A 24,212-nucleotide genomic window follows, 5' to 3' on the forward strand; every position below is an offset into this window, starting at 1 on the left:
CCTAAAGTTTTTCGGTTTCGTCTTGTTTATAAGCCAACTGGGCCGAGACCACCGGGGCTAGGTTAGACAGTATCCAGAACATGAAATCCACCAGGCTGGGGGAGTCTGACGACAGGCCTGGATAGGGAATCTGAACGCTTTGACCCGCGACGGTCGCCGGCATCGTTTTCAATTCAACAGGTAGGCCCTGGCTAGCTAGCAGTTCTTGCAGGATGGCCACAGATTTCATGTTCAGAACCTCAGACCGGCTGATGTTGCCGCTCAAAGAACTGAGCATATAGGCAATCTCAATCAGCAGACTGTGCATTCCCTCATAGGCGATGTAGCCCGTCTTGTCGGCCCTGGGGATGACGTTGGCCCCGAGGTCTTGCAGGCCAAAAGCGCGGTCGTCGTCGTCATATTTGACTTCCAGCAGTTGGATTAGACTGTTCACCAAAACCCAGCCCCCCTCCTCAATGCTGGTATTGGCCCCGGTGAATTTATCCGTGCCAAAGCCATTGCTTCTGACTTCATAGGCATAGCCCACGCCATTGACTGCCACCTTCTGACCGTTAAATTTCTTGGCAATCCAATTGTTTTTTCCCCACTGGCCAATTTGCCACTGTTCTGGGATGACCTCGCCGTCCTTCTTATGCTCGGTGTCTCTGACCTTGAGCATTTCCCCATCGCTGGCAAAATGCAGGCCCAGAACGTTGGACATCTTGTCAATGAGCCAGCCCAGGTTGGCCACCCTGGCCTTTTGGGTGTCGAAGTCGTCGTTGGCGTACTTGTCAGCTTGAAGCGCGGCATGAATTTCTTTAACTCGAAGCGAATCGGGCATAATGTCACCTATCCATTCAGTGTTATTAGGGTTATTTGGCTGGGGGTCAATATTGCAGTTTTGGAGGGGGTCGGGGTCAGGGTCACAAATGAAAAAGCCTGGCTTTGGCTCAATCAGCTTTAGAAATTGGGCTTCCGTGGGAAATAAGGTCTGACTCCCCTGTTCAATGACGTAGAGGGGCTTGGTGAGGGGCTGAACTCGTAAAGTACGGGTTGCGCGTTGAGTAGAGCCAATTGTGCCGGTTAGCTGGCCCTCCGGCCTAAAAATTTCGTAATAGCCTTGGGGTAAAGGGCCAGAATCAGAAAACTTTAATTGACTGCCATTGCTCCCTGGCAAAGCAGTAATCGTTAGCGTATCGGTATTAAAACTGCTGGGGAAATTGATATTAATAGACAGTTGATTGACAACCTCATAAAAGGAGTATTCCTCTCTGCTAGTGCTTCCCCCGCCATAAGATTCGCCCCAAGTATCAGGCGCAGCCCCATAATTTCCATCCCCTTGCAATCTAGTGCGACGACGAAGTGTGTATTCTAAATCATGCCGAAACAGTAGGTTAGCGGTTCCACTACTAAATAATTCCACATGAGCAATAGATAAACAGTTTAAGTTAACAAATCTGGGACTAAAAGCATACTTAAAATATTCTTCATCAAGTTTTATTTCTCCTTTATTCAATTCTTCATTGTCTTTGCCAGAGTAAAAATAACCATTAAGCTGGGTTAATTCGCAACAATTTGTATAGTAAATGCTATATGGAAACGGACGGGTTTGTGCTTCATTAGGCTGATCGCCTTTAGGGGTTCCCTCTGGTACGTCTAATTCAAAGAAAAAAGTATTGCCCCGTTTCGCTCCAGAATTAGAGGCGGCAATACTAGCGCTATTGTCGGCGGCGGCGTACTGCCCAATGGGGAAACTAGCGGTATGTTCGGCTCGATACCACCATTTATTAGCTCCAGTATGGGGGATGACATCAAGCCCATTTAACAAGCTTTCGTCAGGTTCATTGTTTAAATACCGATAAAAACAGTCTGTTTCATAAACCCAAACTGAATTGTAACTAGCTTTGGTTGGTAACTCGGCAATCGTATCAACAACAGGACGATCACTAACAACGGTTAGCCTAGGCATCGCCAGGCTTGGATTGTGATTGCCGGTAAAGGTGCTTAAACTGCCATTGATGTCCGTATTGTTATTGGCTAAAGGGACAGTCAAAACAGGACTATGTGACCCGTTGGCTATATCCAAGCCCCACGGAACCTGAACGGCATTTTCCGGCAATAAGTTGTCAAGTTTTGACCAAGTTAACGACACAGAAAAAACGTAGGGAGGCTGGTCTGCCCCAGGATTTTCTGCAACGTTGGCGATGACGGTAACAGGCTTCCCTAAACTAGCCCTTTGGGATTTCTCAGCATAAATCAGGGCCGCGTAATAATACTGCGAGGGGAGCGCTTGAAATAGTGGACTACTGTAATTCAATGTGTGGGAAAGCCCGCCGGGGAAAGCATAGGAAGTGCTATAGGTGCTAATCAGGGTCACATCAAAAGCGGTTAACGCCTTGGGTTCGCTAATCCTAAATTGGCTGTAACAGTCTTCTAAAACATCATCTAGGTCAGCGTAACGAAATAGCCGTTTTTGCGCGTCGCTAAGGCCCTCCAGACTGGCATTTTGCACCACCACCGAGTTATGAAGCCAGAGCCGACAATCTAGCTCAGTTTCCAGGTCTTCTACAAAAGCGGTGATGACCTTGTGGCGGCGTGTCCATACCTGAATATCGTTGTTTACCTGGGGGCAATACTGTCCGGCATGGCATTCACTATGCGCCCGTTCCAGCCAGGAAATTAGGCCGGTCTGGCCTTTGGTTACTTTGACCTTGACTTTCTCTGGCCAGGCCGCTCCTAGGTTGAGCGATGAGGGCAAATTGGCCTGATATTCCGGCTCAAAACCATAGGCAGAACCATTGATTTCACCATCGGTGAGCAGATGAGTACGGCTCAGGGGCTTGAGAAATTCGTAATAGGTCGTCGTCCATTCACTGGCCCAGGGGATGCTGTCACCTCCAGGAATATAGCGGTCAACCAGCACCACCGGGAGACTAGAGGCATCAAGAGGCCCATGGTTTTGGAAAGAATTTGATAAGAGCGTGGCGATATTGCCGTCAATTCGCTCGGCCCAGAGGAGGTCATGGGTTTGGTCAGGGTCGAAAAGGTAAAGAGGAGGGGGGATGGTCATTAGGTTTCATCCAAGGGAACAATTTTGATATTTTTCCCCTTATTCGGTCGATTCATCGTAAATCATGATTTTTATTGAATGTAATTAACTTGAATCCAAAGGTCAGATACCCCTGTAACGCTAGCAATATCTAAATAAATATTGAATGCTTTAGGGTAATCAATACTAAAAGCCATACCATCAAACCACGTTATTGTGTCATTTCCGGTAAACGTGATTGATTGGTAGTCAGCAACATTAGAGCCGTTAGCCCATGGAGCACAGTTAATAGTCCCTTCTTTAGCTGTTATTGCCACTGACCTTAAAGTGCAACGTCTGTCTGGTATGGACAATAAATAACGACCTAAGGCAGGCGTTGGAATAAAGATGGTGTGAGATAGTATTGGTATTGTGTAGCGATAATTTATTTCGCCTTCCCAATTAGATAATTGAATGCCTTGCGTGAAATTAAAAAAATCTACAGGCGAAAAAAGTTTACAGTCTGGAGAGCCAGCTAAATCTAAAGTTATTTCTGTACTTCGACTATGAAAATAATCATAGGGGGCAAGAATAGAAACGCTTTTAAAGCATTCAATCCTCATTCCTGGGCCGCTAGTCCAGTTTATAGGATTATCCATACTTAAAATACAATCATCTAAGAAAAAAGTAATTGATTGATTGTTGGTTGTCTTAACCTCAATTGTTTTAAACCTTACCTCTGCACAATAACCAAAAAATACTTTTGCGCTATACAAACCCATTGCGTTAAAAGTGCAATACTGCAAACTTAGGTTTACTTTAGTAATTTCTAAAGTTCCTGCAATTTCAAAATCACAATACTTAACACTTACAGTTAAGCCAGTGTAATTACTGCATTTCCAAGTAGGCGTATAAATATAGCTATCATCCCCACTACCCCAAGCTGGAGTTAAATATTTCCAAGAAGTATCTCCAGGCCAAACAGTTAAGGTTAAAAGACCAGATACACCTTTACCGCAAATCCAAGACTGAATTTCAGTAAAATCCAATATGCCGGTTATCTCACCTTTTATATAGATGTAAACATAACCGCAATCATCAAGACATTTTCCAGAAAAATACCCTAAAGCTTTTTGCAAAGTTTTATAGGGAGTAGTATCTGTAAGACCGTCATTAGTATCTAAACCATCAACTGTATCAACATAAAGAGAAAATTCAGTCAAACACTCTTCAGCATAGTTAGTCTTGCTAATAAGTTTATTTATTCTGGCAACAATGGCGCTACCGTTACAACCAGCTAATTCAGTAGCTTCAACAGGTAAATCATTGATGCCAGGGAAAATTTGAATGGGGGTAATATTTGACATTATTTTGCTTAATTTACAAGATGGATTGAATTATTGAAAAGGAAATCATTTCCAACAAATGTTGGTATTTCAGGTTCATTTCCTGAAATTTGAGGAAGCACTGCTTTTAACAGATTTTGAGTTTGGAGATACGTTAAATAATCAAAAGGGATAGCGTATTCCAAAACTAAATTATTGGCTAGATAATTTGTGAACTTAACCAAGTTCAGTGTTGGACTGGTGAAATTTTGTTGCCAGAACAATGACAGCCAGACTAGATACTGCTCTAGCGTCTCTATTTCTGGCGGATCTTCAGGGATAGGGTAATAATTCCCTTCTGTAAGGGAAACTCCCAAGACGCTAACCTCTAAATCTGACAGCGGAAGCACTGACCCAGAAACTGAGCCGGCTGCCTGTAGATACAAGTTTTTGTCAAACGGAAGAACCACCTTTGCCGCCAGGGTGGCCCTATAGACCCCATCCACAATGGACACTGTATTAACAAGAGAAATGGCCTCTTTGTTGGGGTTGGTGTCAGGGAGGGCCAAGGTTGCCTGTTTGAGGGCCAGCAGAGCAAACACTATCCCCCTCTCTACAGAATCAATCCCAAGAGCAAGGCGAGACAGCCTGGCAGGTAACACAGTCATAGTCAAACCCTGACGAAACTGTCTTGATTATCCCCAATTTTCAATGGTTTTTCCACACAATTTCCACAAGTTTTCCACAAAGCAGAATGCCTAAAATTAGGGCAGTTTCGGAGATTGGCTTATGGGTTTTTGGATTCCGTCACCTCGGGCCTGGCTAAATGCGGTTATTGCTTTTGTCTTACTAATCCCCGTTTTGATTCTTCTACGAATGTTTGGGGAATCAATATACAATCTGTTGGAATTGCACCAGCCCGAACGCTGGAAAGTCATCACCTTTATTGTTCTGGTGGGAGTTATCTTTCCAGCCTGGCTTTGGGCCCATGTCCATCAGTTCCTCTGGGGTGAGCCCTCCCCGCGTTGGTCTAGATGGATTCCCAGCCGGGCCAGTTGGTTAGAGGGGGTTGTGTCTTGGGGGATTGTGTTGGCAGCCGTTGGCATTGGAGTGCTGGCCCTGCATGTCAAAGTTGAGATTGATCCGCCCAATGAGTTTAGCCAAAGCCAGAAAAAGGAATATGCCCAGGTGCTGGCTATTGCCTTCTTTATTGGGGCCGCCTATCTTTATCACTTCAAGATACTGACGGCCCGCTGGTGGCAGAATAATCGGCGGAAATGGTTCCGCTGGCCCAAAAAGAAAACCCCTAACCACTAGGGGCCAAGTAATAACTACATCTGGGAGGTGCTAAGACATTTCCCGGTGTACGCTTCTAGTCTAGGCTCTGGGGAAGAAGCCAAACCGGATGACGGCACTGACGACGGCGGTGAAGATGATGCCGATCAAGGCCCAGATTTGGGCAGAAGTACGCCCTTTTAAATCCCTGACATCTTCTTTAATGGTGCTCATCTCAACTTTGATGGTAGCCACGTCTATTTTGATAGTGGTCAGGTCTGTCTCAATGCGGTCTAGGCGTTGCTCCAGACGGTCAAAGCGCTGGTCAAACTTAGCCAGAATATCCTTAAGGTCGGTTTCGATGATGTTGCTCATGGTTATTTGGTAGAGGTCTAGGCTTTGGGGAAGAAGCTAAACCTAATCGTTGCAGTAATCAAGGCCCCGAGAATGGCCAGGATTAGGGCCCAAATTTGTTTGTTCTGATTGCCCTCTAAATTTCGGACTCGATCATCTAGGGAGTCTAGTTTCTCTTCCATCCTGGCCTGAGATATTTTGATGTCCGTCAGGTCTGTCTCAATACGCTCTAGGCGGCTATCAATCTTAGCTAGCACGTCCTTTAGCTCTGTCTCAACGATGGTGCTCATTAGGATTCCTTCACTTTTGAATAATCTTCAGGGTCTGGGAGAGACAGAAGTAAATCGTCAAAAGACAACTGTGCTTTTTGCAAGAGCCGATTCAACGTGACCGCCTTCATCAGCCAATCCGGAATTTTCTGCCCACGCTCCAGCCTACTGATGTCAGTCTGATCACTGCCAAGCAAGGAGCCAAGCTCAGCTTGGGACAAACCAAGTTCTTTTCTTAATTCTTTAATCACTTCGGCTTTCAGATGTTGACGGACGACTCTTTCCATTTTAGGATATTTATGGTCTGTGACCATGAATTCTCTTTTCTTAGACGGGGGATTCATTAGAGAGAACCTAGGCAGGGTAAGGGTTCCAATCTTCTCCCTGCCCAAGACTCTCTATCACAAAAGTGACGCTTATTTCTAAGCTCTGACAACTACATTTTAAAGCTTGACAACAAATAAGCGAAAGGGGCGAGTCACGCCGCCGATTAACTCCTAACTTGCAATTCTCGCCCCCCCTTAGCCGGGGGGTTTACTGCTTACTATGTCCAAGCTCGAACAATCGATAGAAGCGTTGGCGGCGGCGGCCCAAGCTTTTGATGAGGCGCTGACGGAAGAATACAAGGCCATGAAGCGCCATAACCGCCCGACAGCGCCAGGGGCCTCCCCTGAAGTCAGACTTTACGACCGGATAGAAAGCCTTTTGGGAGGCTCGGTTTATAGCAAAGTGCAATGGCGGGCCATCCATGGGGCCAGGGCCGGCTGGCATCCCCCACAGGTTCGCCCGGTGCAATCTCTACCCCTTACTGGTCGGTCTGGAGGTGTGGCGTGAGCGATATGCAATGGAAAATACCGGCCTCGCTTTTAAATACGCCAATGCTCACCAAGCGGGAATATTTTGCGGCCCTGGCCCATCAAGGTCTTTTGTCCAGGGGCTGTCATGGTCGGCTGGCCGCAGTGGAGGCAGTTAAAGCCGCTGACCTTCTGATTGAGGCCTTGAATCAGCAAGAGGAGGGCCAGCCGTGAATGAACACAATGACGCGCTTTTTCGCAGGAATTTGGCTAAGCGATTAGACAGGATGGACGCTGAGATGAAAGACCTCCGCGCTCGAATAGAGAGTCTAAATCAAATGGTCTTGCACTGCGTTGACACTCTAGAAACCGAATTTGGGGGCATTGACCATGAACAGTCGCTGTGAACGTTGCCGCTGTCTCCTAGACCGTTGCTATCCCGACGACGCGCCGGCAAAGCTCTGCCCTGAATGTACCCGTATTGGCTACTCAGGAATTGACCCCAAGGAAATTCTGAGCAGACGGGAATTAGTAAAGCGGAGTTTTAGCAAACTAGACCCCTATCGGTACTAACAAAAAAAAGAGGGAGAACCTTAGCTTCTCTCTCTTCTCTCCTCGACTAGGTTATTAGCTTTTGTCTCCACAAAATCCACTAAAAGAATTACAGAACAGAACCTGCAAAACTAGGTTAATTGTAGCATGAAAATAGACTTAAACCAACACGAAAAACAGCTTGATTTACTCGGTTATAGCAGAACAGAGCCGATTTTTTATCGTCAAATTCCCGGCAATGGATATAAGGGAACCACTACAAAACGTAAGCTCTCCAGATATAGGTTAAAACCCCTGGAAAACATACAGGGTGATATGGTTCGCGGTCTGTATTTCGTTGTCAATGGCGGCGGCGATACAGACGAGGAAGTAACAACTTGCCGCGCCTTTTTTTGCGAGTGGGACGACCGCCCCTTAGAGGAACAGGAAATACTTTGGAAAACCAAAGACTTTTTAGAGCCAACTTTCCAGGTTAAAACCCGTAAATCTATTCACTGCTACTGGGTATTAGCAGAACCAATGCCCTCTGAAGATTGGCGTATTTTGCAGGCCAATTTACTGAACGCCTTGGACGCTGACCGCACTCTTAAAAACCCCAGCAGAGTGCTACGAGTAGCAGGGTCATGGCACGTTAAAGCCAACGCCGACCCGGTACAGTGCGAGTTAATCAATGTCAGTGAAAAGAAATACAGTCAGGCGGAGATTGAAGAGGCCCTACAAAAGGCACAACCACCTAAACCGGAACAACCTAAACCAGATACCAGCAAGCCAGTCACCAATGGCCATATCCTGCCGATTCCCTTAGAGCGCTGTCTTCCCCACAAACAGCGTGATCTGATCACCAATGGGGCCAGAACTGGGGGGCGTAATGTCCAGGGCTTCGGCTTGGCAAAGGATTTGTTAGCTACTGAGGAATGGCTTCAGCGGAACAGCATCCCCTATCTAGATTCCGCTGAGAATTTGTTTTTGGCTTATTGTAGTCGGTGCGACTCGACGGACTGGACAGAGCGAGAATGGCAGTCTATTTGGCAACATGCGCTAAGAGACCCACGCATTGAGCCACCGCTTCCCCCTGAAGCTATTGAAAACTGTCGCAAGAAATGGGCAAGGGAGAACGGGGTTAAGTATCAGGTAGAAACCAGCCGACCATTAAGCCAGCCCCAAGCCGAGACTTCCCGAGTCTATGGCGGTCACAAAGACCTTAAGCTTCCTGAGCTAGTTGAGTTTGTCCAGAACGAAATAGCCGACGATCTGGAATTTGACGAGCTGCGGTCGGAATTGCTCCTAGAAGGGAAACGCCTCGCCCTGGGGTCAGATTGCAAAGTGTGGTTCTATCGTCGGTTCAAGGAGACCGCGCCGACAGAAGACATCTATAACACGCTGATCAACTTTGCCAAGGAGAAATCCTTTAACCCGGTGGAGCGCTACTTAGAGGGCGTAGCCGAAAAACCAGAGCGGGTCAGAATTGACAACTTGGCAGAGCGCTACTTCGGCCGGTCGGAGCCAATCTATAACCGTCTCGTTGAAATGTGGTTAATTTCCGCCGTGGCCAGGGCCTTAAACAAGGGAACGCCCGACAACCCAGGGACGCAAGTAGATCACACGCTGATTCTCCAGTCATCCCAGGGAAAATACAAATCAACATGGTTCAAGGTACTGGGGGGCGCGTGGTTCTCCGATAGCGTCAAGGACATCGAATCCAAGGACAGCCTAATGATCGTCCATAGCAACTGGATTATTGAGCTGTCAGAGTTAGACCGCATCACCTCCAAGAAAGCGGCCGGCATCCTGAAGCACTGGCTGACCCAGAAAACCGATTCTTTCCGCCGGCCCTATGCCAGGGAGATTGAACCTAACTTGCCCAGGCCTTGCGTGTTCTGTGGGACGGTCAACCCCAGCCGGTTTCTGGTTGATGACGAGAACCGTCGTTTCTGGATTATTCCCGTAGCTGAGCATCTCGCAGAAATTGACATTCCCATGGTGACTAGGGAGCGGGATGGTATTTGGGCCGCCGCTTACGATGCCTACCAGTCTGGGGCCAAGTGGTGGCCCAATGATGAAGAAAAGGCCGCCATCGCCTTGATTAATAGCGACTTCCGGGAGGTCGATGCTTGGCAGGATGAAATTGAGGCCTTCATTCAGGGGAAAGAGTGTATTTCCAGCTACCAGATCCTGACAGAGCTATTCAAAATCGAGCCGGGGCAAATCAAGCGGGCCGAGGACATGAGGGTCATGAAAATTTTGTCTAACCTGGGATGGACAAAAGACAGCAAGCGGCTAGTCCCAACAGAATTTGGGGAAACAAAACGCCGCAACGTAAGACTTAACCCTCTCTATAGCAAACTAGATGGACAGGTTGGGATGGTTGGGACAGAGTATACAGCACAAGGGTTTTATGCGTCCCAACCTAGTCCCGACCTCCTAGAAAATGGGGTTAAGGTTGGGACTCTACAGAATGGGCATCGTCCCAACGTCCCGACAGTCCCGACCACAAATCCCGACCTCGAAAACTCTGAAAGTCTTGCCCAGCAAGGAACGTCCCAACGTCCCGACCAATCCCGGCACTTTTCTAATAGCACTCCGAAAAACGGAAACGGCAAGCAAAATTTATTGCTGTATGAAGACAGCAAGGAAGCCGAAAAGAAACGGGCTGAAATGGTACTGTTTGAGCGTGACGCGCTTGAGTGGTCAGCGGAACGCTTGCGGGATTACTGTCGGGCTGAATTTGGCGCGGCAAGCTGGGAGGATTTAACCCCCGGCCAGCAATTGGACTTGGTTTACAAGCTCCGGGCCGTGTACGCAGAATTGCCCAATGGGGGGGATACAATGGCCAGCATGAATTGAATCGACTGGTAACTTAACCACACTGCAAAACGACAAACAAGCACCATGGTCACGAAACATCAGATTCAGGAAGTTCTAGAAAAATATCCAAGCCTCAATTATTTTGGCTTTGGAATCCCTATCAAGCCCTCTCGTTACCGAGAAGCTATTAAGTCTGGCGAGTTTGCAAGGGAGCTAAAGGAAAAACAGGAAGACCTCTTCAAAAATATTGGACAAATCGAGCGGGTCATTGATTGGCTAAAGGATGTTGAAAAAATCAAAACCTTTAACCGCAACCATTCAAGCTACGGGCTAAAGCACTGGGTAGAAGACACTCCACCCCGTTGCTACATTGCTAATGGCTCCTTCATCGTCGGGGCAGTCTTGGCGGGGTTTGACGTAAAAGTAGCTGAGTTTGGGTCGCCAAATGCGTACTTTAATATGTCCGAAAAATCATTAAAGGCTCTCAAGGATGGCAACGGGAAAAAGGTTAAGCAATTGCGCTAACGACAAGGCCATTCCCTCCACTATAACCGGGATTTTAAGCCCGTTTTCCCCCCAAGTATCGGCGGTAGATTGTCACTAACTGATTCCCGCAGTATTTAGCCACGTCGCTAGGGTTCTGCCCCACTAGAATCTGCTCTGTGATAAAGCTGTGCCTGGTCTGTTTGGGGTTGCGGTACTCAATCTCTGGGGCAAATCCCCCTCTCTCGGTATGAACTGCTGATGCTGGTCAAAGCTGGCCACCTCAAGCACGGCGTTCATTACCTGGACAAGCGCCGACCAGAGGCCCGTCGTGCTACCTATCTTTGGAATCCAGAGACAATAATGACTTGGTTATCCAATAATCCTGAAAACGTTACAAATAATTTGACCTAGTGGTCTTTTTCCGGTACATTTTTGGCAGTAGCAGATTGAGTATGAGCTTCTATGCTGTTTATCCTTACAAGTTAAGTAATAAATATGCATCAAAAGTTCCTATTGCAGTTTAATTACTGGTTAGATGTCTGATATCTCGATAGGAGAGCTAGTGCCTAAAGATAAGAAAACGCCAGAGATGGATGCTTTACTCTTTGTAGATACGAATATTCTTCTCGATTTTTATCGCATCCGAAAATCAGATATAAGCATGAAATATCTTGAGCGGCTAGAGGCGTGCAAAGAGCGTTTAATAATTGGCTCTCAAATTGAGATGGAGTATAAAAAGAATAGACAAAAAGTCATTATTGAGTCGCTGAAACAATTTTCAACTCCTGATTGGGGTAAGCTATCTACACCCGCTTTAGTTGCTGAACTTCAGGCATCAAAAATGATTGACAAAAAGCGCAAGGAGATAACAGAACAATCAAAGAAAGTTGATGCAAAAATCCAGAAAATTCTGACTAACCCATCACAAAATGATCCGGTATATCAATCCCTTCAGAGATTGTTCAAAGTTAGTTCTCAATACAATCTAAATCGTGAATCTAAAAGGCGATTCACAATTCGCCGTTTAGCTCGAAAGAGGTTTTGTTTAGGATATCCCCCTCGGAAATCCAATGATAATTCTATAGGAGATGCTATTAATTGGGAGTGGATTGTTCAATGTGCTATTGATAGTAATAAGGATATTGTGATTGTCAGTAGAGACAATGACTATGGGGTTATTTATGATGATCAGTCATACCTCAACGATTGGTTGAAACAGGAATTTAAACAAAGAGTAAGCGAGCGCCGAAAAATTCTTCTTACACATAAGTTGTCAGTTGGTTTGAAAATCGTTCATGCAGCAGTCACAGAGGAGATGGAGAAAGCAGAGCAACAGCTAATTCAGCGTCAAGGCGTCTCAGATGATTTTGTTCAAGATGATGGAGATTTTATAGAGTGAGTTCACATCTAACACTCGAAATGCACTGGAACCTTGAGATATTCCGTTTGTGGCATAGTTTGTTTGCGTCCGGTGATTGCGAACGTTCGGCAGATTTAAGTAAATAGGTAAAAAGAGATTTAATCAATGCTAGAAAACCTAATCTACTACCCTGGCTTTGAAGTGAACAGTGAAAATTGGTTAAAGTTTGCTCTTCTATATTTAGATAAATTAGTTCCGATAATTCCTAGTTCAGGTGACCAGCATCTCAATGAGATATATCATAAGCTTATGAACGAGACAGATTTAATTAATCCTCATCGACCTGAAAAGAATGAGGGACACTATGCTACTTTAGATGCGCTTGATAATGTTGAGCGCATACTTCAACATCCTGACCGTTATAAGCTTACCTTTGGGAAGAAGGATTTCGTAGATAATTGGAAGCAGAAAGACACTCAAAACTATACTCTTTTTCAAGAAAAATATACTGATTGCTGGGAAAACTTTTGCTTGCAAAATAAGTTAGGGCATAGGGATAACCATGGTATAGTTGTTCATCGTGATCTAGCACTTATTTATATGACGATTTTATCTCAAGCAATTTCTGACAAAAGAGGGATTTCTCCCATAACTGATCACGATTCAATGGATCGATTTTCCATTTTTACACGCTTTCAATCTCCTCATGAAGCTGAAATCATTCAAACTGCTCAAGGGGTAATTGAATTGGCACTCCCAGTTGATCTAAGTGAGATTAGCTTTCAAGCAATTATTCAACACCGCAATGGTGAGGATTTTCGCAAAATGCAGAAAGCATTTCATCAAGAACTAGAGGCATTTATTAAAAGTTCAGAAAATAAAGCAGAGTCAAATTTTCGCCCTTCTCTTGGAAATATTTGGGTCGATTTTAGAGATGAAATTCTTAAGCTTGGTGCTGGATCCGTATACTTTGGATTAGGTGTTTGGCTGCTGCTCGATTCGCAAAATGCTACAGTTTTACAAGATATAAGGCAGAGTGCAGCAGGTCTTACTCTTGCTGTTGGCTCTACAATAGCTATTAAAAGTACTTGGAAAAACATAAAAAGTAAGCGGTTTACAAGAAAGTTTTTATCTAATCTAAAAAAGCTTCAACCATTTAACCCACATGAGTAAATGCTGTATTCAAGTCATGCCTAACAACGCCCATGCACACAGGCCGTCAAGAGTCGCTCAGTGTTGTGCAGAGGTTATCTGCGGCGGGTGATGGGCAACCTTAGGCGGCCTGCTATCAATCGCATAGAGTGTATTTCTTGGATCTAATATTTACGTTGATCAAACTTGCTGTATGTACACCGATGGAGAATGTTTTTGTGATGGTGAGAATTGGTCTATTTGTACGATTCACCCTCTTTCTGAGATGTTTCGTAAGGCGGCACAAGACTCGGAAAACTTGGTGTGGGTGCATCCCAGTTAAGGTAGTACACACAGGCTAGGGGGAGAAAGAAGGTTGAAGTAGGCGCATCGAAAGCGTCAGACTAGGCTGAGTAGATATGCACTATGCCAAGTGGGATGCACCCCTTGGTGTGGCATTTTATGGAACGTTCGGCAGCTGGATGCACAGTAAGATATAAGCAGTGAGCGTAGGCTTAGTGGAGTATTACAGAATCTAGTGATAATTGAGTAACTATAAATAATTTGAAAATATAATGAACCGGTTATTCAGCAATCCTAAAAAACGTTAAGGGCGATCATCATGCAAGAATTAAGCAATTTCGATTCCTGGTTTCAGCTTATGAAGGAAAACTCCCATACCCCAAGCGGTCTAGTAGATACTGCGGTGTTTGTCAACGATACGCTTAGCCTGGCAAAACGAATCTATGACGACTTAGAGCTTACAATCGAATACCATAGTGGACACGACTTATTAGCTATAGCCTTTCTATTTATTGTGAATATTGATACAGCTTATGACGGGAAACTCCTTTTTCGATGAACAAAAAGAGCAGTCTTTGATCAAAGCCAGGATTGTTGAGAAGTATTTCTGGGCTTGGGCAAAAGTCATTATTTCAACCCTAAAGAAAAAACCTGTTTCAGAGCAAAGAATTGCGTATATTGACTTTTTTGCTGGGCCAGGACGATATAAAGATGGCTCACAATCAACACCAATAAAAGTTCTGGAAGCCGCTATCTCAGATCCAGATATGCCAAATATGTTGGTATCAATTTTTAACGATGCCGATGCTGAAAATGTTAATTCTCTTCAACAAGCTATAGATTCAATTCGAGGCATAGAAACACTAAAGTATCCTCCTCAAATACTCAATCATGAAATTGGAAATAACATAGTTCAAACCTTCCAGGAGCGCAAATTAGTTCCTACCTTATTTTTTGTTGACCCCTGGGGATACAAAGGATTATCACTTCAACTTATTAATTCAGTCGTTAAAGATTGGGGCTGTGATTGTATCTTTTTCTTCAATTACAACCGTATTAATATGGGCTTGAGCAATGATGCTGTTAAAGAGCATATGAACGCACTGTTTGGGCAAATACGAGCAGATCAAGTCCGCGAACAGTTGAAAGCACTTAGCCCACAAGAGCGTGAGTTAACCGTTGTAGAAGCTATTTGCGAAGCCCTAAAAGCAATGGGTGGTCAGTACGTTCTACCATTCCGATTTAGACATGAAATTGGAAATCGCACTAGTCATCACCTCATCTTCGTTAGCAAGCATGTCAAAGGATATGAAATCATGAAAGAAATAATGGCTAAAGAGAGTTCTGAGCAGACGCAGGGTGTGCCGTCTTTTGAGTATAACCCTGCAACTCTTCAACAACCGCTACTCTTCGAGCTTACTCGTCCTCTTGATGAACTGGAGGCTATGTTGCTGGATACGTTTTCAGGTAGAACTATGACAATGAAGGAGATTTATGACCAGCATCATGTTGGAAAACCGTACATTAGCAAAAATTACAAAACTGCTCTTGGTAATCTTGAAGCTCAAGGAAGAATTGCAGTGCATTTACCTGCTGGTAAAAAACGGCGGAAAGGAACGTTCGCAGATGATTTAAGGGTTACGTTTCCAGTTAAGCAGTAAGTTCTAATTTTCCTGAACGTCTCGCCGATTTAAGTGGGACAGTTCCCCATTTTTGAATATGCTGATTCCATGCATCGGGCATCTCATCCCAAATTTCATTATCAAGTAACCTACCTCCCGCTTTTGGTGTTCTTCCTCCAACTTGTTTAAAGAAAAATGCCACTCCTGCATTTTGGCACTGATCGCGGATGTCTTCTGCCCACTTAAGTTGCATTGATCGATGTTTTTGACCAGATTCCCCACCTACAATAACCCAATCAATACCAGTTAAATTTAGCTCTAGTGCTCCTAAAAGTGGTTCGCATGAGATAAAGCGCACTGAAACAGGAACCCTACGAAGATATTCAAGACGTTCAACATAGTTCTGATTCTCAACTGATACACCAAGCCACACATTCTGTGGAAACTCCAACTTAGATTTCAACTCATCTAAACGCTCATGCCGCTTTGTGAGAATTTGATATATGTGCCAAGGTGTTCGATCGATGACAGAAAAAACTTGTCTAATAAATTCCAGGGGAACATCTTTGTGAAAAAGATCGCTCATTGAGTTAACAAAAATGCGACTAGGAGTGCGCCAACGTAATGGTTCTTTCAATCTCTCTGGATGCAACGTCAAAGTAAACCCATTAGGAAAGTTCTTAGGAAAACGCTGGGTAAGAGCTTCCGCATAACAATGAAGACAACCTGGGCTAACCTTGTCACAGCCAGTTGTCGGGTTCCAAGTCTTATCAGTCCACTCAATACCAGTATGTGTGCTGGACATATTCAACTCCGCAAGCTACATCTATGGCAGATGCTACCTGCCTGGAATTTAAGATTTTTTCTATAAAATAGCATTTTTGTGCGTATACTTGTCGCGGAATCTCATCTTGCATATTACACGACGGCAAGTAAAGTGTATTTCTTATAAGATAATACGATTCTCAACAAAATCAGCAGTTGCTTACAGCATCTCAGTTGCTACTTATCAAAATAAGTGGCAATCGCCCCACAAACGATCTCTAACAGAATCTCACGCTCTCAAAATAGAAGGCTAACCAAGAGGCCAGCGGCCGTCTAACCCCCCTAACCTGTTCGCCTAGTGAGCCTAACTGGGCCTGAACTCCCGGTTTCCCCCCAGGTATCGGCGGTAGATTGTCACTGACCGATTCCCGCAGTATTTAGCCACGTCGCTAGGGTTTTGCCCCGCTAGAATCTGCTCTGTGATAAAGCTGTGCCTCGTCTGCTTCGGATTCCTGTATTCAATCTCTGGCAGGCTTTCCAACACGGCCCGCCAGGCCCGATTGGCGAAATTGTGCCAGTCAATGCGGCCCCCTTCCGGGGCCAGGAAAATAATCTCTGACTGCCTGGGCAAGCCTTCTAGGACTGCCTGGGCTTTCTCGCTAAGAGTGATCGTCCGTTGCTTCTGGTTTTTTAGTCCTGCCTTCATTGTTCCCTCCGCATAGGAACGCCTAAAAGTGAGCTTCCCCCCGCGAACATCCCGCCACTCCAGCCCTAGGGCCTCCGAGGGCCGGCATCCCGTGAAAAACAGGAACGCCACCAGGGGCGCGTAGTGGCGATAATACCGATTCGCTTCAAAGGCGCTGATGATCCGGTCACGTTCCTGCGTTGTGAAGGGGTTTATCTCCGCATCATCATCGGTCACGGTCTTAATCCGTCGCACGGCCCCAGCAAAGGGGTTTAGCTCAATCATTCCCGACTCTACGGCCCAGTCACAGCACGCGCTCAACTGGGTCAAAATCTTTTTGGCCTGATGCGGTGGTTTATTGGCCACGATCCAATCTCTGATGGCCACGGCCTCCGCTAATTTGGTCGTCGGCAATGACCCCAGGAAATTCATCCGCCGTCCAAAGTCAATCATTAAAGTTGTCGGGGCCAACTGGGGGCGCTTAAATTCTCGGTACTTATCCCAAAGCTCTCGGATATCTTGCTGGCTTTGCTTGGCCCTTAGTTCCTTGAGCCGCTCCTGGCTGGCATCTAGCCCGCTCTGAATCACCTTCAAATTCCCCCCATATTTCGCCAACGTCGGGTCAAAGTTCCCCGTCCTTACATCCCCCATGATGGTCAGGGCCACGGCCTGGGCCGCCTTGAAGTCGTCGGGGTCATCGTAGCGGCCGCCGGGAACCGGGTTAAACGAGTAGCGCTGGCCCTTGACCGAGAAGCGAAGCCTAAGTAGTCCATTGTTATTGATTGGAGTGATTTCGCGCATGGTTTAGGTCGTTGTGTCCACTGCTCTATGCTAGGGGAAAACTGACCTAAAACTGACCTAAAAATAACCCTCAAATTCTGGCCTACGCGCAAAGCCTTATAAATCAAGCCTTTTATAAAAGTAGGCACGAGTCCTGAAAATCCTCGTGTCGGCGGTTCAAGTCCGCCTCCTGGCATACTCAAACACTAGACGTAGTAAGGCTTTCGGCATCCATACTTATGGTGGTCACAGACAAAGTGGTTTAGTGGTCTAAAAGTGGCTTAAACTTGACATCCTTATGATTTAGATGATAAAGGGATTGCTCTAAATTTCCTGTGCCCTTAATCTGGGTCGTCCCTTTCCCAATACGGTTAGATCGAGCATTCCAAGTGTCGTAGTCCCTTTAACTTCCTCGTCAATTTAGCCTCAGGTCTGATTGTCTACACCTAACACCTTGACAAGCCCTCGTTAGGCATTACAGACTATGAACTTCCAGCCTTGCCATAAGCTACTTTTTAGCTGTCGAACTCAGGTCTGGTTAAGCCCCATAATGACGAAGATTCAGGCTAGGGTTTTCGTCAACGGCTTACTACTCCCCCCGAGCGCAAAACTGCTATAGTTAAGCTGACAAAAATCAAGCTAACCGCTAACGATCAAGGTTCTGAACGATGCGCATCCTAGCACTTGTCCCTGGGGGAATTGGCGAGCAACTCCTCTTCTTTCCCACTCTCGCCAGTCTAAAGGCCCAGTACCCTCATGCAGCCATTGATGTCATTGTTGAACCCCGTGCCAAGTCTGCCTATCGAGTCTGTGCCCACGTGAATGAAGTTCTGGTCTTTGATTTCAAGGATCGTAATGGTTTAGCTGATTATCTCAATTTACTCGGCATTATTCGAGACCGCGAGTATGAAGTGGCCCTGAACCTAAGTCGGCAGTGGCAACTCAATCTTTTACTCTGGCTCAATGGCATTCCCTTGCGGGTTGGCTATCAAGGTGAAGGGGCCTTGTTTTTGTCCCAGGCTATTCCTCTCCAAACTGACCAATACGCCGCCGTTACTTACCATGACTTGATTCAGGGGTTTGGCATCCAGTCCTCCTGTCCTCCCCTAACGATTAATGTGCCGAAGGAAGACATCCAGTGGGCTGAGGCGGAACAAAAACGTCTAGGTCTCTCAGAAAGTGGTTATGTTTTAATCCATGGTGGAGCGAGTCGTCTGGCCCGGTTAATGGGGGCCGATAACCTGTATCCCGTGGCCCAATGGCATACGGTCATTGACGATATTCAACGTAAACAACCCAACCTATCCCTCGTCCTGCTACAAGGGCCTGAGGATGAAGACTGGATTGCGGCCATGCGCCGAAATCATCCCCAATTAAGGACGACCCAGCCCAGTGACATCGGTAAATTAGCGGCGATGATAGCCGGGGCCAATTTAATGTTGTGTCCCGATAGTGCGCCCCTCCATCTCTCCGTCGCCGTTGGCACCTATACCATCGCCCTGTTTGGCCCGACCCAAGCGGCTCAACTCATTCCCCCTCATCAAGAACGTTGTCTCGGTCTGCAATCCAAAACCAACAAAATTGCCGACATCCTACCGGCGGAAATCCTGGCTAAGGTCTGGCGCGGTTAACGTTCAGGGGACGTTGACCAAAGTTGCTGGAGGGTTTGGGCAATTCTGTCTGCCGCACCGGGAGGCCCTAAGCGTCGAGGGCCATTGTGGGCGATGCGTTCTAGCTTGGCTGTATCTTTCAGTAATTGGGCCAGGGTCAGGGCAACCTGTGGCGGTTCCTCCACCAGGGTGACGGATTCTCCCAGTAGTCGAGTCTGGCGCAGGGCAAACTGACGGTTAAATTGTGGTCCAGTCCCCACAATACTCACCACGGGCTTGCCAAGACCAACGAATTGTTCCGTTGCCGTGCCGGCCATGGCGAGGGCAACTTGGGCCTGGTGGAGATAGGCCGCATAATCGTTTTGACTTAAATGTAAAAAAGCCTGATGGCGCTGAAAAATTTGGGGTTTAATTTCTTGCCACTGATGGACAATCAAGGCCTGGAGAAAAGAAGCGGGATCAAGGGCCGGTGCCAGAGCAGCCAAAACCTGGATGGGTTGGCCAACGAACAGGGTGAAAATTCCTTCCAGAGCCTGGAGCAGACATTGCCAATTGCGTTCTGCTTCTGGGGAGCGAGAACCGGGGAGTAGCAAGATACATAACCCTGGCCCTGGTGATGCAGCTAGCCCATCTGTGTTTACCGCTAGGCCATCCATCATCGGATTACCCAGGTCATAGCTCCTCACCCCTCTAGCTTGAAGGCACTGATGAGTAAGGCTATCCCGAGGAAAAACGGCCCGACAGCGGGGGGATTTCATCAACCCAATTTCCCAGGGATAATAGTCGGCGCCCAGCCAACACTCCCAGAATTTTGTACTGGGCAACCAGCCTTGTCCATCCTGCAGATAATATTCCGACTTAGCTGTGCCAATAAAAGCGTAATCGACTCCACTCAGCCAAGCCAACAACAAAGGGATCAGATCACCCACTGCTAGGATCTGGCCCCCCGACCGTCGCCATTGACGAATGGTGTGCCACTGAGCCAGGGTTAAGGGAATTAAACCAGCCTGTAGGTCTCGCCACAGTTGCCAACTATCCATATAGATAAAACCACCGGAGGGCAGCGTTTGAGCCGGCCCGATTAAGGAAATGTCCTTGGACTGGTAAGTATGGCCGGTTCCTACCAGCGGTAAGGCCTGAATCAAGCTATGGGGACTCAGGGATTGCAAGGCCTCGATGACTTTAACGGCGATGACATCTTCACCATGGCCATTGCTTAGTACCAGTAGTTTAGCCATACCTAGGCCCTAGTCGTGAATAGGGGGAGCTGTATCTTCCTGGGAATCCCCTAGAGGTTGAAGTGGATTAACATCTTGAGCAACGGAAGGAGGAATACCTTTGATGGCGATCAGTGATTCCATCACTTTTTTAACCACCGGCGCGGCTACCGTTCCCCCAAACGTATTTGGGCCTTTCGGTTCATCAAAAACAGCTACCACCACATAGCGAGGATTCTCCACCGGCAAAATAGAGACAAAACTGGTGATTTTAGCGTTAGGAAGATAACCACCCCGGGGAGCAGCCTTCTGGGCCGTACCAGTTTTGCCCCCAATGCGATAGCCCGGAATATAAGCCGCCTTACCGGTTCCGCCATCTACCACCGCTTCCATCATTTTGACAACGGCCTGGGTACTCTCGGGGCGGAAGACGGTTTTCATGGGATAATCGGGTTGCCAATGTAGCGTGTAGCGGGCATCTACTAGGCCCTTAACAACATGGGGAGTGACGAGTTTACCACCATTCGCCACGGCTGCCTGGAGTTGGACAAGTTTAATGGGAGTAATGGAAAGGCCTTGGCCAAAGGCAGCTGTAGCAGGTTCAATAGCCTGACTCACAAATTCGTCCTGAGTTTTTAGATAGCTGGGAACCTCCCCTGGTAGATCAATTCCTGTTTTCTGGTCTAATCCCACCGATTGCAGCAAATGGTAGTAACGTTCTGGCCTAAGCCGCCGCATAATGGCCACCATACCGACGTTACTGGAGGAACGGATCACTTCCGTAATGCTGATCAGGCCCCCGCCGGATTTACTGGCATTAAAAATAGTCCAGGGGCCAACTTTAACGGAGCCAGGATCAGACACATGGTCATCGGGGGAGATCACCTTTTCATCAAGGGCAAGGGCTATATTCACGGGCTTGAAGGTAGAGCCTGGCTCGTAGAGGTCACTCACCGTCCAATTTTTAAAATATTCAACTTTTGACTTGTAGTACTGATTCGGATTAAAGGTCGGTTCATTGACCATGGCCAAAATACCGCCATCCTGAGCATCCATAACTAGTACTGTAGCTCGCTTGGCCTTATATTTTTTAACTTGCTCACGTAGAATTTCCCGAGCGGCCCGCTGGAGTCGGAGGTCGAGGGTGAGTTGGAGTTGCCAATCATTGGACTGTAATAAATCCTGGGGCAGGGAAGCCGGCAGGATCGTTCCATTGCCCGCTCGACGAATGGAAAAACTGAGGGCATTGCGCTCTAGGATCGGCTTTTGACTTAGCTCTACCCCCGCTTGGCCTCGGTGATCCCCATCCACGTAGCCCACCACATCTGCCGCCATCTCATCCTGGGGATAAAAGCGGGCATACTGTTTTTCTAGCTCTAGTCCATCTAGACCCAGGGTCTGAATTTTGCTAGCTTGGGACTCGCTCAAACGGGTAGCCAATTTAATGCCGCTCTCTTGCTGTTGAAAGCGGGAGACCAAGGCCTGGGGAGTTGTATCCCCTAGGATCAAGGCTAACTGCTCCGCAATGTATTGTTTAGGGTCGGGGATCGTTGCACTAGCCTTAAAGAGTTTGGGATGAACGTAGAGAACATACATCAAACGATCTGTCGCCAACACATTACCCAGACTATCGATTACGGATCGACGGGGAATATAGGGTTGTAGGCTTGTTGTTTGTTGAGCCCTGGCCTGACGCTGCAACTTGTCTGCTTGAATGACCTGGAGCTGATAAAGTCGATAGGCTAGACCCAGCATCCCCAGTAACAGGATGCCCCAGACCAACAGTAGACGATAGGTCGGTAGTCCTACGGTCTTCAGTTTTGCAGATGTTCGGGGGGACTTTAGCGGTTTCTGGGGAGGGCGCTTCTTAGCTAAGGGCCTAGGCCCACGGCGAGGGACAGAAGTAGACTTGACACGGGAAGGAGTCATAGGGCAGGCCGAGGGAGAACGGAGAGGAGAAGACAAGGAAAGGCTCAGGCCAATTTTATGATTTTTGGCCCCCAAAATCACCCAGCCCAGGGACGGTGGTCTCGTCTCCTGAAGGGGTAAGGGGCCCAGGAAGGTAATACGTCAATAGGCAAGGGGTTTGTGGTTCAAGACCAAAGGGAGGGTGCTCACCGTGGCTACAGTGGTGCTCTCTCGAGTCAAAGGCTGGCTGGGAAGCGCACTAGTAGGGAGAAAAATATTCTGCTGAGGTGAGACTTTCACAAGGCCAGAATTGGGTTGTTCGGCCTGTTGGGCCAATTGGTTCTTGATTGATTCTGTATTAGCCAAAAGTTGTCGTTCTGTTTGCTGGAGGGTTTTGAGCCTGGCGTACTCTCGACTCCACTGCATTGGTGTATAGACCGTCGAGCCATAAATCCCTAGGGCCAGTGTCACCAGGCCCAGAGTCAGCACGGTGGTTGCCCGTTGAAAGTGGGATAACACTAGCAGAGCCGTCGGTAATTCCTGAACTTGTAGGGTTACGGGAGATGGCGGCCCCATTTCAGGCTTCTGTTCTGGTACCGCATGCACTGCATGGATTCGGGGTATTCGTTCTTGGCGACGACGACTCCTCGGTTGGGACTCAGCAGTGGTAGTGGGCAAAAAATCTTTGGGGAGTGCAGTCATAGCAGGCTCAATGGACAAGAAAAAAGTATTGCTGGTAACAAAATGAGAAAGTTTTCTCCTAGAGTCCCCCTTCTCTTAGGGTTAATGTCGATTTGAGCGAGGGACTTTGTTCCTTTTGAGAACTTTTTATTTTTACTGCCCTGCCCTACATGGTTGAGAAGGCGGCCTAGAAGGTTTCCCGATTGTAGATCAATTTGTAGGAATAATTAATTCCAGCAAGGGATATTTTTCCTAAAAAACCAAGGTGATCGTCACCAAAACTCTGGGGATCATGCTTCTGCTAGAATGACCAATAATGCAAAATAGCTGCGATTACCTGGTGGGTCACGGGAAGACTGTCAATGACCATCGCCAAGCATAACAGCATAAGGTAAAAAATGGAGAATTTAAATAGCCCCCGAGCCGCATCTTTGCTGGTGGGAGACTGTTTGAGGTGCCAGGTTTTTGCCAGGAATTTGATCCCCAAAAGGATGGCGGCTAGACCATAAAAATAACCCGCTTGATGGAGAGGATAAACCAAAAGAAAGCTAAAGGGAACGACCAGCCAGGTATAGATCCAAATTTGATGCACGGTAGCCTCAGTACCGGCCACAACGGGAAGCATCGGAACCTTAACCTGGGCATAGTCCTCCTGAATCATCAGGGCCAAGGCCCAGAAATGGGGAGGAGTCCACAGGAAGATTAGACCAAATAATACCCAAGGCGTCCAAGCTAGCTGATCGGTAACCGCAGCCCAGCCCACTAAGGGAGGAATGGCTCCGGCCGCTCCACCAATGACAATATTTTGGCTACTGTGGCGCTTAAGCCAGTGAGTATATACCAGCATGTAGAAAGCGATCCCGGCCAGGGCCAGACAACCGCTGAGCCAATTAATAAAAATAGCAAAGAGGGCAAAGGAAAGGAAACCCAGAATCATACCAAAGACCAGGGCATGGCGGGGTTGAACCCGGCCCGAGGGAATAGGGCGCTGGCGAGTCCGGAGCATCTCGTAGTCAATATCCTGGTCGTAGATGCAGTTGAAGGTTTGGGCAGAAGCTGCGGCTAAGGTTCCCCCCAGTAAGGTAATTAAGAGTTGACGCCAATCGACCTGTCCTTTGGCCGCAATCCACATGGAAGCAGCGGTCGTAATTAATAGGAGAGGGATGATACGGGGTTTGGTCAGTTGGTAGTAGCTTTTAACAACAGCAAGTAGGTTATCGTGGCGGCGGTCAAGCTGAGTGGTGGTAATCATTAGGCACTGATGAATGGAAGAATAAGGAGGC

At 47.1% G+C, this 24,212-nt stretch carries 23 protein-coding genes; 11 read left to right on the plus strand and 12 right to left on the minus strand.

Annotated elements, in window-relative coordinates; all coding sequences use genetic code 11:
• Window position 1 precedes the first annotated feature (1 nt).
• The 3 genes from ABXS88_RS04315 to ABXS88_RS04325 form a co-directional block, all read right to left on the minus strand.
• Window positions 2–3,049 carry a hypothetical protein gene (locus ABXS88_RS04315; protein ID WP_353673953.1) on the minus strand — a complete coding sequence of 1,016 codons (3,048 nt, stop codon included), beginning with the start codon at window positions 3,047–3,049 and terminating at the stop codon, window positions 2–4.
• Window positions 3,050–3,120: 71 nt separating this feature from the next.
• Complete coding sequence (locus ABXS88_RS04320; RefSeq protein WP_353673954.1) at window positions 3,121–4,374, minus strand: hypothetical protein; 1,254 nt, start codon at window positions 4,372–4,374, stop codon at window positions 3,121–3,123.
• A gap of 8 nt (window positions 4,375–4,382) precedes the next feature.
• Window positions 4,383–5,000: a hypothetical protein gene (locus ABXS88_RS04325; protein WP_353673955.1), complete on the minus strand. Its 618-nt coding sequence runs from the start codon at window positions 4,998–5,000 to the stop codon at window positions 4,383–4,385.
• A gap of 121 nt (window positions 5,001–5,121) precedes the next feature.
• On the opposite strand from ABXS88_RS04325, the gene ABXS88_RS04330 reads away from it, so the two are divergent.
• Entirely contained in the window at window positions 5,122–5,649 is a 528-nt protein-coding gene (locus ABXS88_RS04330; protein WP_353673956.1) for a hypothetical protein, read from the plus strand.
• 60 nt (window positions 5,650–5,709) lie between these two features.
• Here ABXS88_RS04330 and ABXS88_RS04335 read toward each other — a convergent pair whose 3' ends face one another.
• Genes ABXS88_RS04335 through ABXS88_RS04345 form a run of 3 tightly spaced genes read right to left on the minus strand, consistent with a single transcriptional unit; the run spans window position 5,710 to window position 6,574 of the window.
• Window positions 5,710–5,982, minus strand: coding sequence for a hemolysin XhlA family protein (locus ABXS88_RS04335; RefSeq protein WP_353673957.1), 273 nt, complete (start codon window positions 5,980–5,982; stop codon window positions 5,710–5,712).
• A gap of 17 nt (window positions 5,983–5,999) precedes the next feature.
• Entirely contained in the window at window positions 6,000–6,251 is a 252-nt protein-coding gene (locus ABXS88_RS04340; protein ID WP_353673958.1) for a hemolysin XhlA family protein, read from the minus strand.
• On the minus strand, window positions 6,251–6,574 hold the full coding sequence (locus ABXS88_RS04345) for a helix-turn-helix domain-containing protein (protein WP_353673959.1): 324 nt from the start codon (window positions 6,572–6,574) through the stop codon (window positions 6,251–6,253). The genes ABXS88_RS04340 and ABXS88_RS04345 overlap by 1 nt, the downstream gene beginning before the upstream one ends.
• Before the next feature lie 202 nt (window positions 6,575–6,776).
• Between ABXS88_RS04345 and ABXS88_RS04350 the strand changes: the two genes are divergently transcribed.
• The 9 genes from ABXS88_RS04350 to ABXS88_RS04390 all read left to right on the plus strand — a co-directional run bounded on the left by ABXS88_RS04350 (window position 6,777) and on the right by ABXS88_RS04390 (window position 15,322).
• Window positions 6,777–7,064 carry a hypothetical protein gene (locus ABXS88_RS04350; RefSeq protein ID WP_353673960.1) on the plus strand — a complete coding sequence of 96 codons (288 nt, stop codon included), beginning with the start codon at window positions 6,777–6,779 and terminating at the stop codon, window positions 7,062–7,064.
• Between the two features lie 44 nt (window positions 7,065–7,108).
• A complete protein-coding gene (locus tag ABXS88_RS04355) occupies window positions 7,109–7,258 on the plus strand; it encodes a hypothetical protein (RefSeq protein ID WP_353673961.1) in 150 nt (49 codons plus the stop codon).
• A gap of 156 nt (window positions 7,259–7,414) precedes the next feature.
• The gene (locus tag ABXS88_RS04360) at window positions 7,415–7,597 is read left to right on the plus strand and encodes a hypothetical protein (RefSeq protein WP_353673962.1); all 183 of its coding nucleotides are present in this window, start codon (window positions 7,415–7,417) and stop codon (window positions 7,595–7,597) included.
• A 294-nt stretch (window positions 7,598–7,891) separates the two neighbouring features.
• Window positions 7,892–10,420: a virulence-associated E family protein gene (locus ABXS88_RS04365; protein WP_353673963.1), complete on the plus strand. Its 2,529-nt coding sequence runs from the start codon at window positions 7,892–7,894 to the stop codon at window positions 10,418–10,420.
• Between the two features lie 45 nt (window positions 10,421–10,465).
• Window positions 10,466–10,906 carry a hypothetical protein gene (locus ABXS88_RS04370; protein ID WP_353673964.1) on the plus strand — a complete coding sequence of 147 codons (441 nt, stop codon included), beginning with the start codon at window positions 10,466–10,468 and terminating at the stop codon, window positions 10,904–10,906.
• A gap of 219 nt (window positions 10,907–11,125) precedes the next feature.
• Window positions 11,126–11,278 (plus strand): hypothetical protein, encoded by a 153-nt coding sequence (locus tag ABXS88_RS04375; protein ID WP_353673965.1) that lies wholly within the window; start codon window positions 11,126–11,128, stop codon window positions 11,276–11,278.
• Window positions 11,279–11,429: 151 nt separating this feature from the next.
• On the plus strand, window positions 11,430–12,266 hold the full coding sequence (locus ABXS88_RS04380; protein WP_353673966.1) for a PIN domain-containing protein: 837 nt from the start codon (window positions 11,430–11,432) through the stop codon (window positions 12,264–12,266).
• Between the two features lie 126 nt (window positions 12,267–12,392).
• Window positions 12,393–13,400 carry a hypothetical protein gene (locus ABXS88_RS04385; RefSeq protein WP_353673967.1) on the plus strand — a complete coding sequence of 336 codons (1,008 nt, stop codon included), beginning with the start codon at window positions 12,393–12,395 and terminating at the stop codon, window positions 13,398–13,400.
• 794 nt (window positions 13,401–14,194) lie between these two features.
• Entirely contained in the window at window positions 14,195–15,322 is a 1,128-nt protein-coding gene (locus tag ABXS88_RS04390; protein ID WP_353673968.1) for a three-Cys-motif partner protein TcmP, read from the plus strand.
• Here the strand turns inward: ABXS88_RS04390 and ABXS88_RS04395 are convergent.
• Window positions 15,312–16,088, minus strand: a complete 777-nt coding sequence (locus ABXS88_RS04395; RefSeq protein WP_353673969.1) for a phage Gp37/Gp68 family protein — start codon at window positions 16,086–16,088, stop codon at window positions 15,312–15,314. The two genes, ABXS88_RS04390 and ABXS88_RS04395, sit on opposite strands and share 11 nt — an antisense overlap.
• A 324-nt stretch (window positions 16,089–16,412) precedes the next feature.
• The gene (locus tag ABXS88_RS04400) at window positions 16,413–17,534 is read right to left on the minus strand and encodes a site-specific integrase (protein WP_353673970.1); all 1,122 of its coding nucleotides are present in this window, start codon (window positions 17,532–17,534) and stop codon (window positions 16,413–16,415) included.
• 647 nt (window positions 17,535–18,181) lie between these two features.
• Here ABXS88_RS04400 and ABXS88_RS04405 point away from each other — a divergent pair.
• Window positions 18,182–19,144 (plus strand): glycosyltransferase family 9 protein, encoded by a 963-nt coding sequence (locus ABXS88_RS04405; protein WP_353673971.1) that lies wholly within the window; start codon window positions 18,182–18,184, stop codon window positions 19,142–19,144.
• On the opposite strand, the gene ABXS88_RS04410 is transcribed toward ABXS88_RS04405, so the two are convergent.
• The 4 genes from ABXS88_RS04410 to ABXS88_RS04425 all read right to left on the minus strand — a co-directional run bounded on the left by ABXS88_RS04410 (window position 19,141) and on the right by ABXS88_RS04425 (window position 24,181).
• A complete protein-coding gene (locus ABXS88_RS04410; protein ID WP_353673972.1) occupies window positions 19,141–20,361 on the minus strand; it encodes a lipid-A-disaccharide synthase-related protein in 1,221 nt (406 codons plus the stop codon). The genes ABXS88_RS04405 and ABXS88_RS04410 overlap by 4 nt on opposite strands.
• A gap of 9 nt (window positions 20,362–20,370) precedes the next feature.
• Entirely contained in the window at window positions 20,371–22,269 is a 1,899-nt protein-coding gene (locus tag ABXS88_RS04415; protein ID WP_353673973.1) for a penicillin-binding protein 2, read from the minus strand.
• Window positions 22,270–22,410: 141 nt separating this feature from the next.
• A complete protein-coding gene (locus ABXS88_RS04420) occupies window positions 22,411–22,950 on the minus strand; it encodes a hypothetical protein (RefSeq protein ID WP_353673974.1) in 540 nt (179 codons plus the stop codon).
• 280 nt (window positions 22,951–23,230) lie between these two features.
• A complete protein-coding gene (locus ABXS88_RS04425; RefSeq protein WP_353673975.1) occupies window positions 23,231–24,181 on the minus strand; it encodes a heme o synthase in 951 nt (316 codons plus the stop codon).
• Between the last annotated feature and the right edge of the window lie 31 nt (window positions 24,182–24,212).

The organism is Synechocystis sp. LKSZ1, assembly GCF_040436315.1.
In the GTDB taxonomy this organism is placed as follows: domain Bacteria; phylum Cyanobacteriota; class Cyanobacteriia; order Cyanobacteriales; family Microcystaceae; genus Synechocystis.

Bases quoted from the DNA above. Each gene is read 5' to 3' on its own strand.
- ABXS88_RS04315 (WP_353673953.1), bottom strand. From the start codon at position 3,049: ATGACCATCCCCCCTCCTCTTTACCTTTTCGACCCTGACCAAACCCAT.
- ABXS88_RS04320 (WP_353673954.1), bottom strand. From the start codon at position 4,374: ATGTCAAATATTACCCCCATTCAAATTTTCCCTGGCATCAATGATTTA.
- ABXS88_RS04325 (WP_353673955.1), bottom strand. From the start codon at position 5,000: ATGACTGTGTTACCTGCCAGGCTGTCTCGCCTTGCTCTTGGGATTGAT.
- ABXS88_RS04330 (WP_353673956.1), top strand. From the start codon at position 5,122: ATGGGTTTTTGGATTCCGTCACCTCGGGCCTGGCTAAATGCGGTTATT.
- ABXS88_RS04335 (WP_353673957.1), bottom strand. From the start codon at position 5,982: ATGAGCAACATCATCGAAACCGACCTTAAGGATATTCTGGCTAAGTTT.
- ABXS88_RS04340 (WP_353673958.1), bottom strand. From the start codon at position 6,251: ATGAGCACCATCGTTGAGACAGAGCTAAAGGACGTGCTAGCTAAGATT.
- ABXS88_RS04345 (WP_353673959.1), bottom strand. From the start codon at position 6,574: ATGAATCCCCCGTCTAAGAAAAGAGAATTCATGGTCACAGACCATAAA.
- ABXS88_RS04350 (WP_353673960.1), top strand. From the start codon at position 6,777: ATGTCCAAGCTCGAACAATCGATAGAAGCGTTGGCGGCGGCGGCCCAA.
- ABXS88_RS04355 (WP_353673961.1), top strand. From the start codon at position 7,109: ATGCTCACCAAGCGGGAATATTTTGCGGCCCTGGCCCATCAAGGTCTT.
- ABXS88_RS04360 (WP_353673962.1), top strand. From the start codon at position 7,415: ATGAACAGTCGCTGTGAACGTTGCCGCTGTCTCCTAGACCGTTGCTAT.
- ABXS88_RS04365 (WP_353673963.1), top strand. From the start codon at position 7,892: ATGGTTCGCGGTCTGTATTTCGTTGTCAATGGCGGCGGCGATACAGAC.
- ABXS88_RS04370 (WP_353673964.1), top strand. From the start codon at position 10,466: ATGGTCACGAAACATCAGATTCAGGAAGTTCTAGAAAAATATCCAAGC.
- ABXS88_RS04375 (WP_353673965.1), top strand. From the start codon at position 11,126: ATGCTGGTCAAAGCTGGCCACCTCAAGCACGGCGTTCATTACCTGGAC.
- ABXS88_RS04385 (WP_353673967.1), top strand. From the start codon at position 12,393: ATGCTAGAAAACCTAATCTACTACCCTGGCTTTGAAGTGAACAGTGAA.
- ABXS88_RS04390 (WP_353673968.1), top strand. From the start codon at position 14,195: ATGACGGGAAACTCCTTTTTCGATGAACAAAAAGAGCAGTCTTTGATC.
- ABXS88_RS04395 (WP_353673969.1), bottom strand. From the start codon at position 16,088: ATGTCCAGCACACATACTGGTATTGAGTGGACTGATAAGACTTGGAAC.
- ABXS88_RS04400 (WP_353673970.1), bottom strand. From the start codon at position 17,534: ATGCGCGAAATCACTCCAATCAATAACAATGGACTACTTAGGCTTCGC.
- ABXS88_RS04405 (WP_353673971.1), top strand. From the start codon at position 18,182: ATGCGCATCCTAGCACTTGTCCCTGGGGGAATTGGCGAGCAACTCCTC.
- ABXS88_RS04410 (WP_353673972.1), bottom strand. From the start codon at position 20,361: ATGGCTAAACTACTGGTACTAAGCAATGGCCATGGTGAAGATGTCATC.
- ABXS88_RS04415 (WP_353673973.1), bottom strand. From the start codon at position 22,269: ATGACTCCTTCCCGTGTCAAGTCTACTTCTGTCCCTCGCCGTGGGCCT.
- ABXS88_RS04420 (WP_353673974.1), bottom strand. From the start codon at position 22,950: ATGACTGCACTCCCCAAAGATTTTTTGCCCACTACCACTGCTGAGTCC.
- ABXS88_RS04425 (WP_353673975.1), bottom strand. From the start codon at position 24,181: ATGATTACCACCACTCAGCTTGACCGCCGCCACGATAACCTACTTGCT.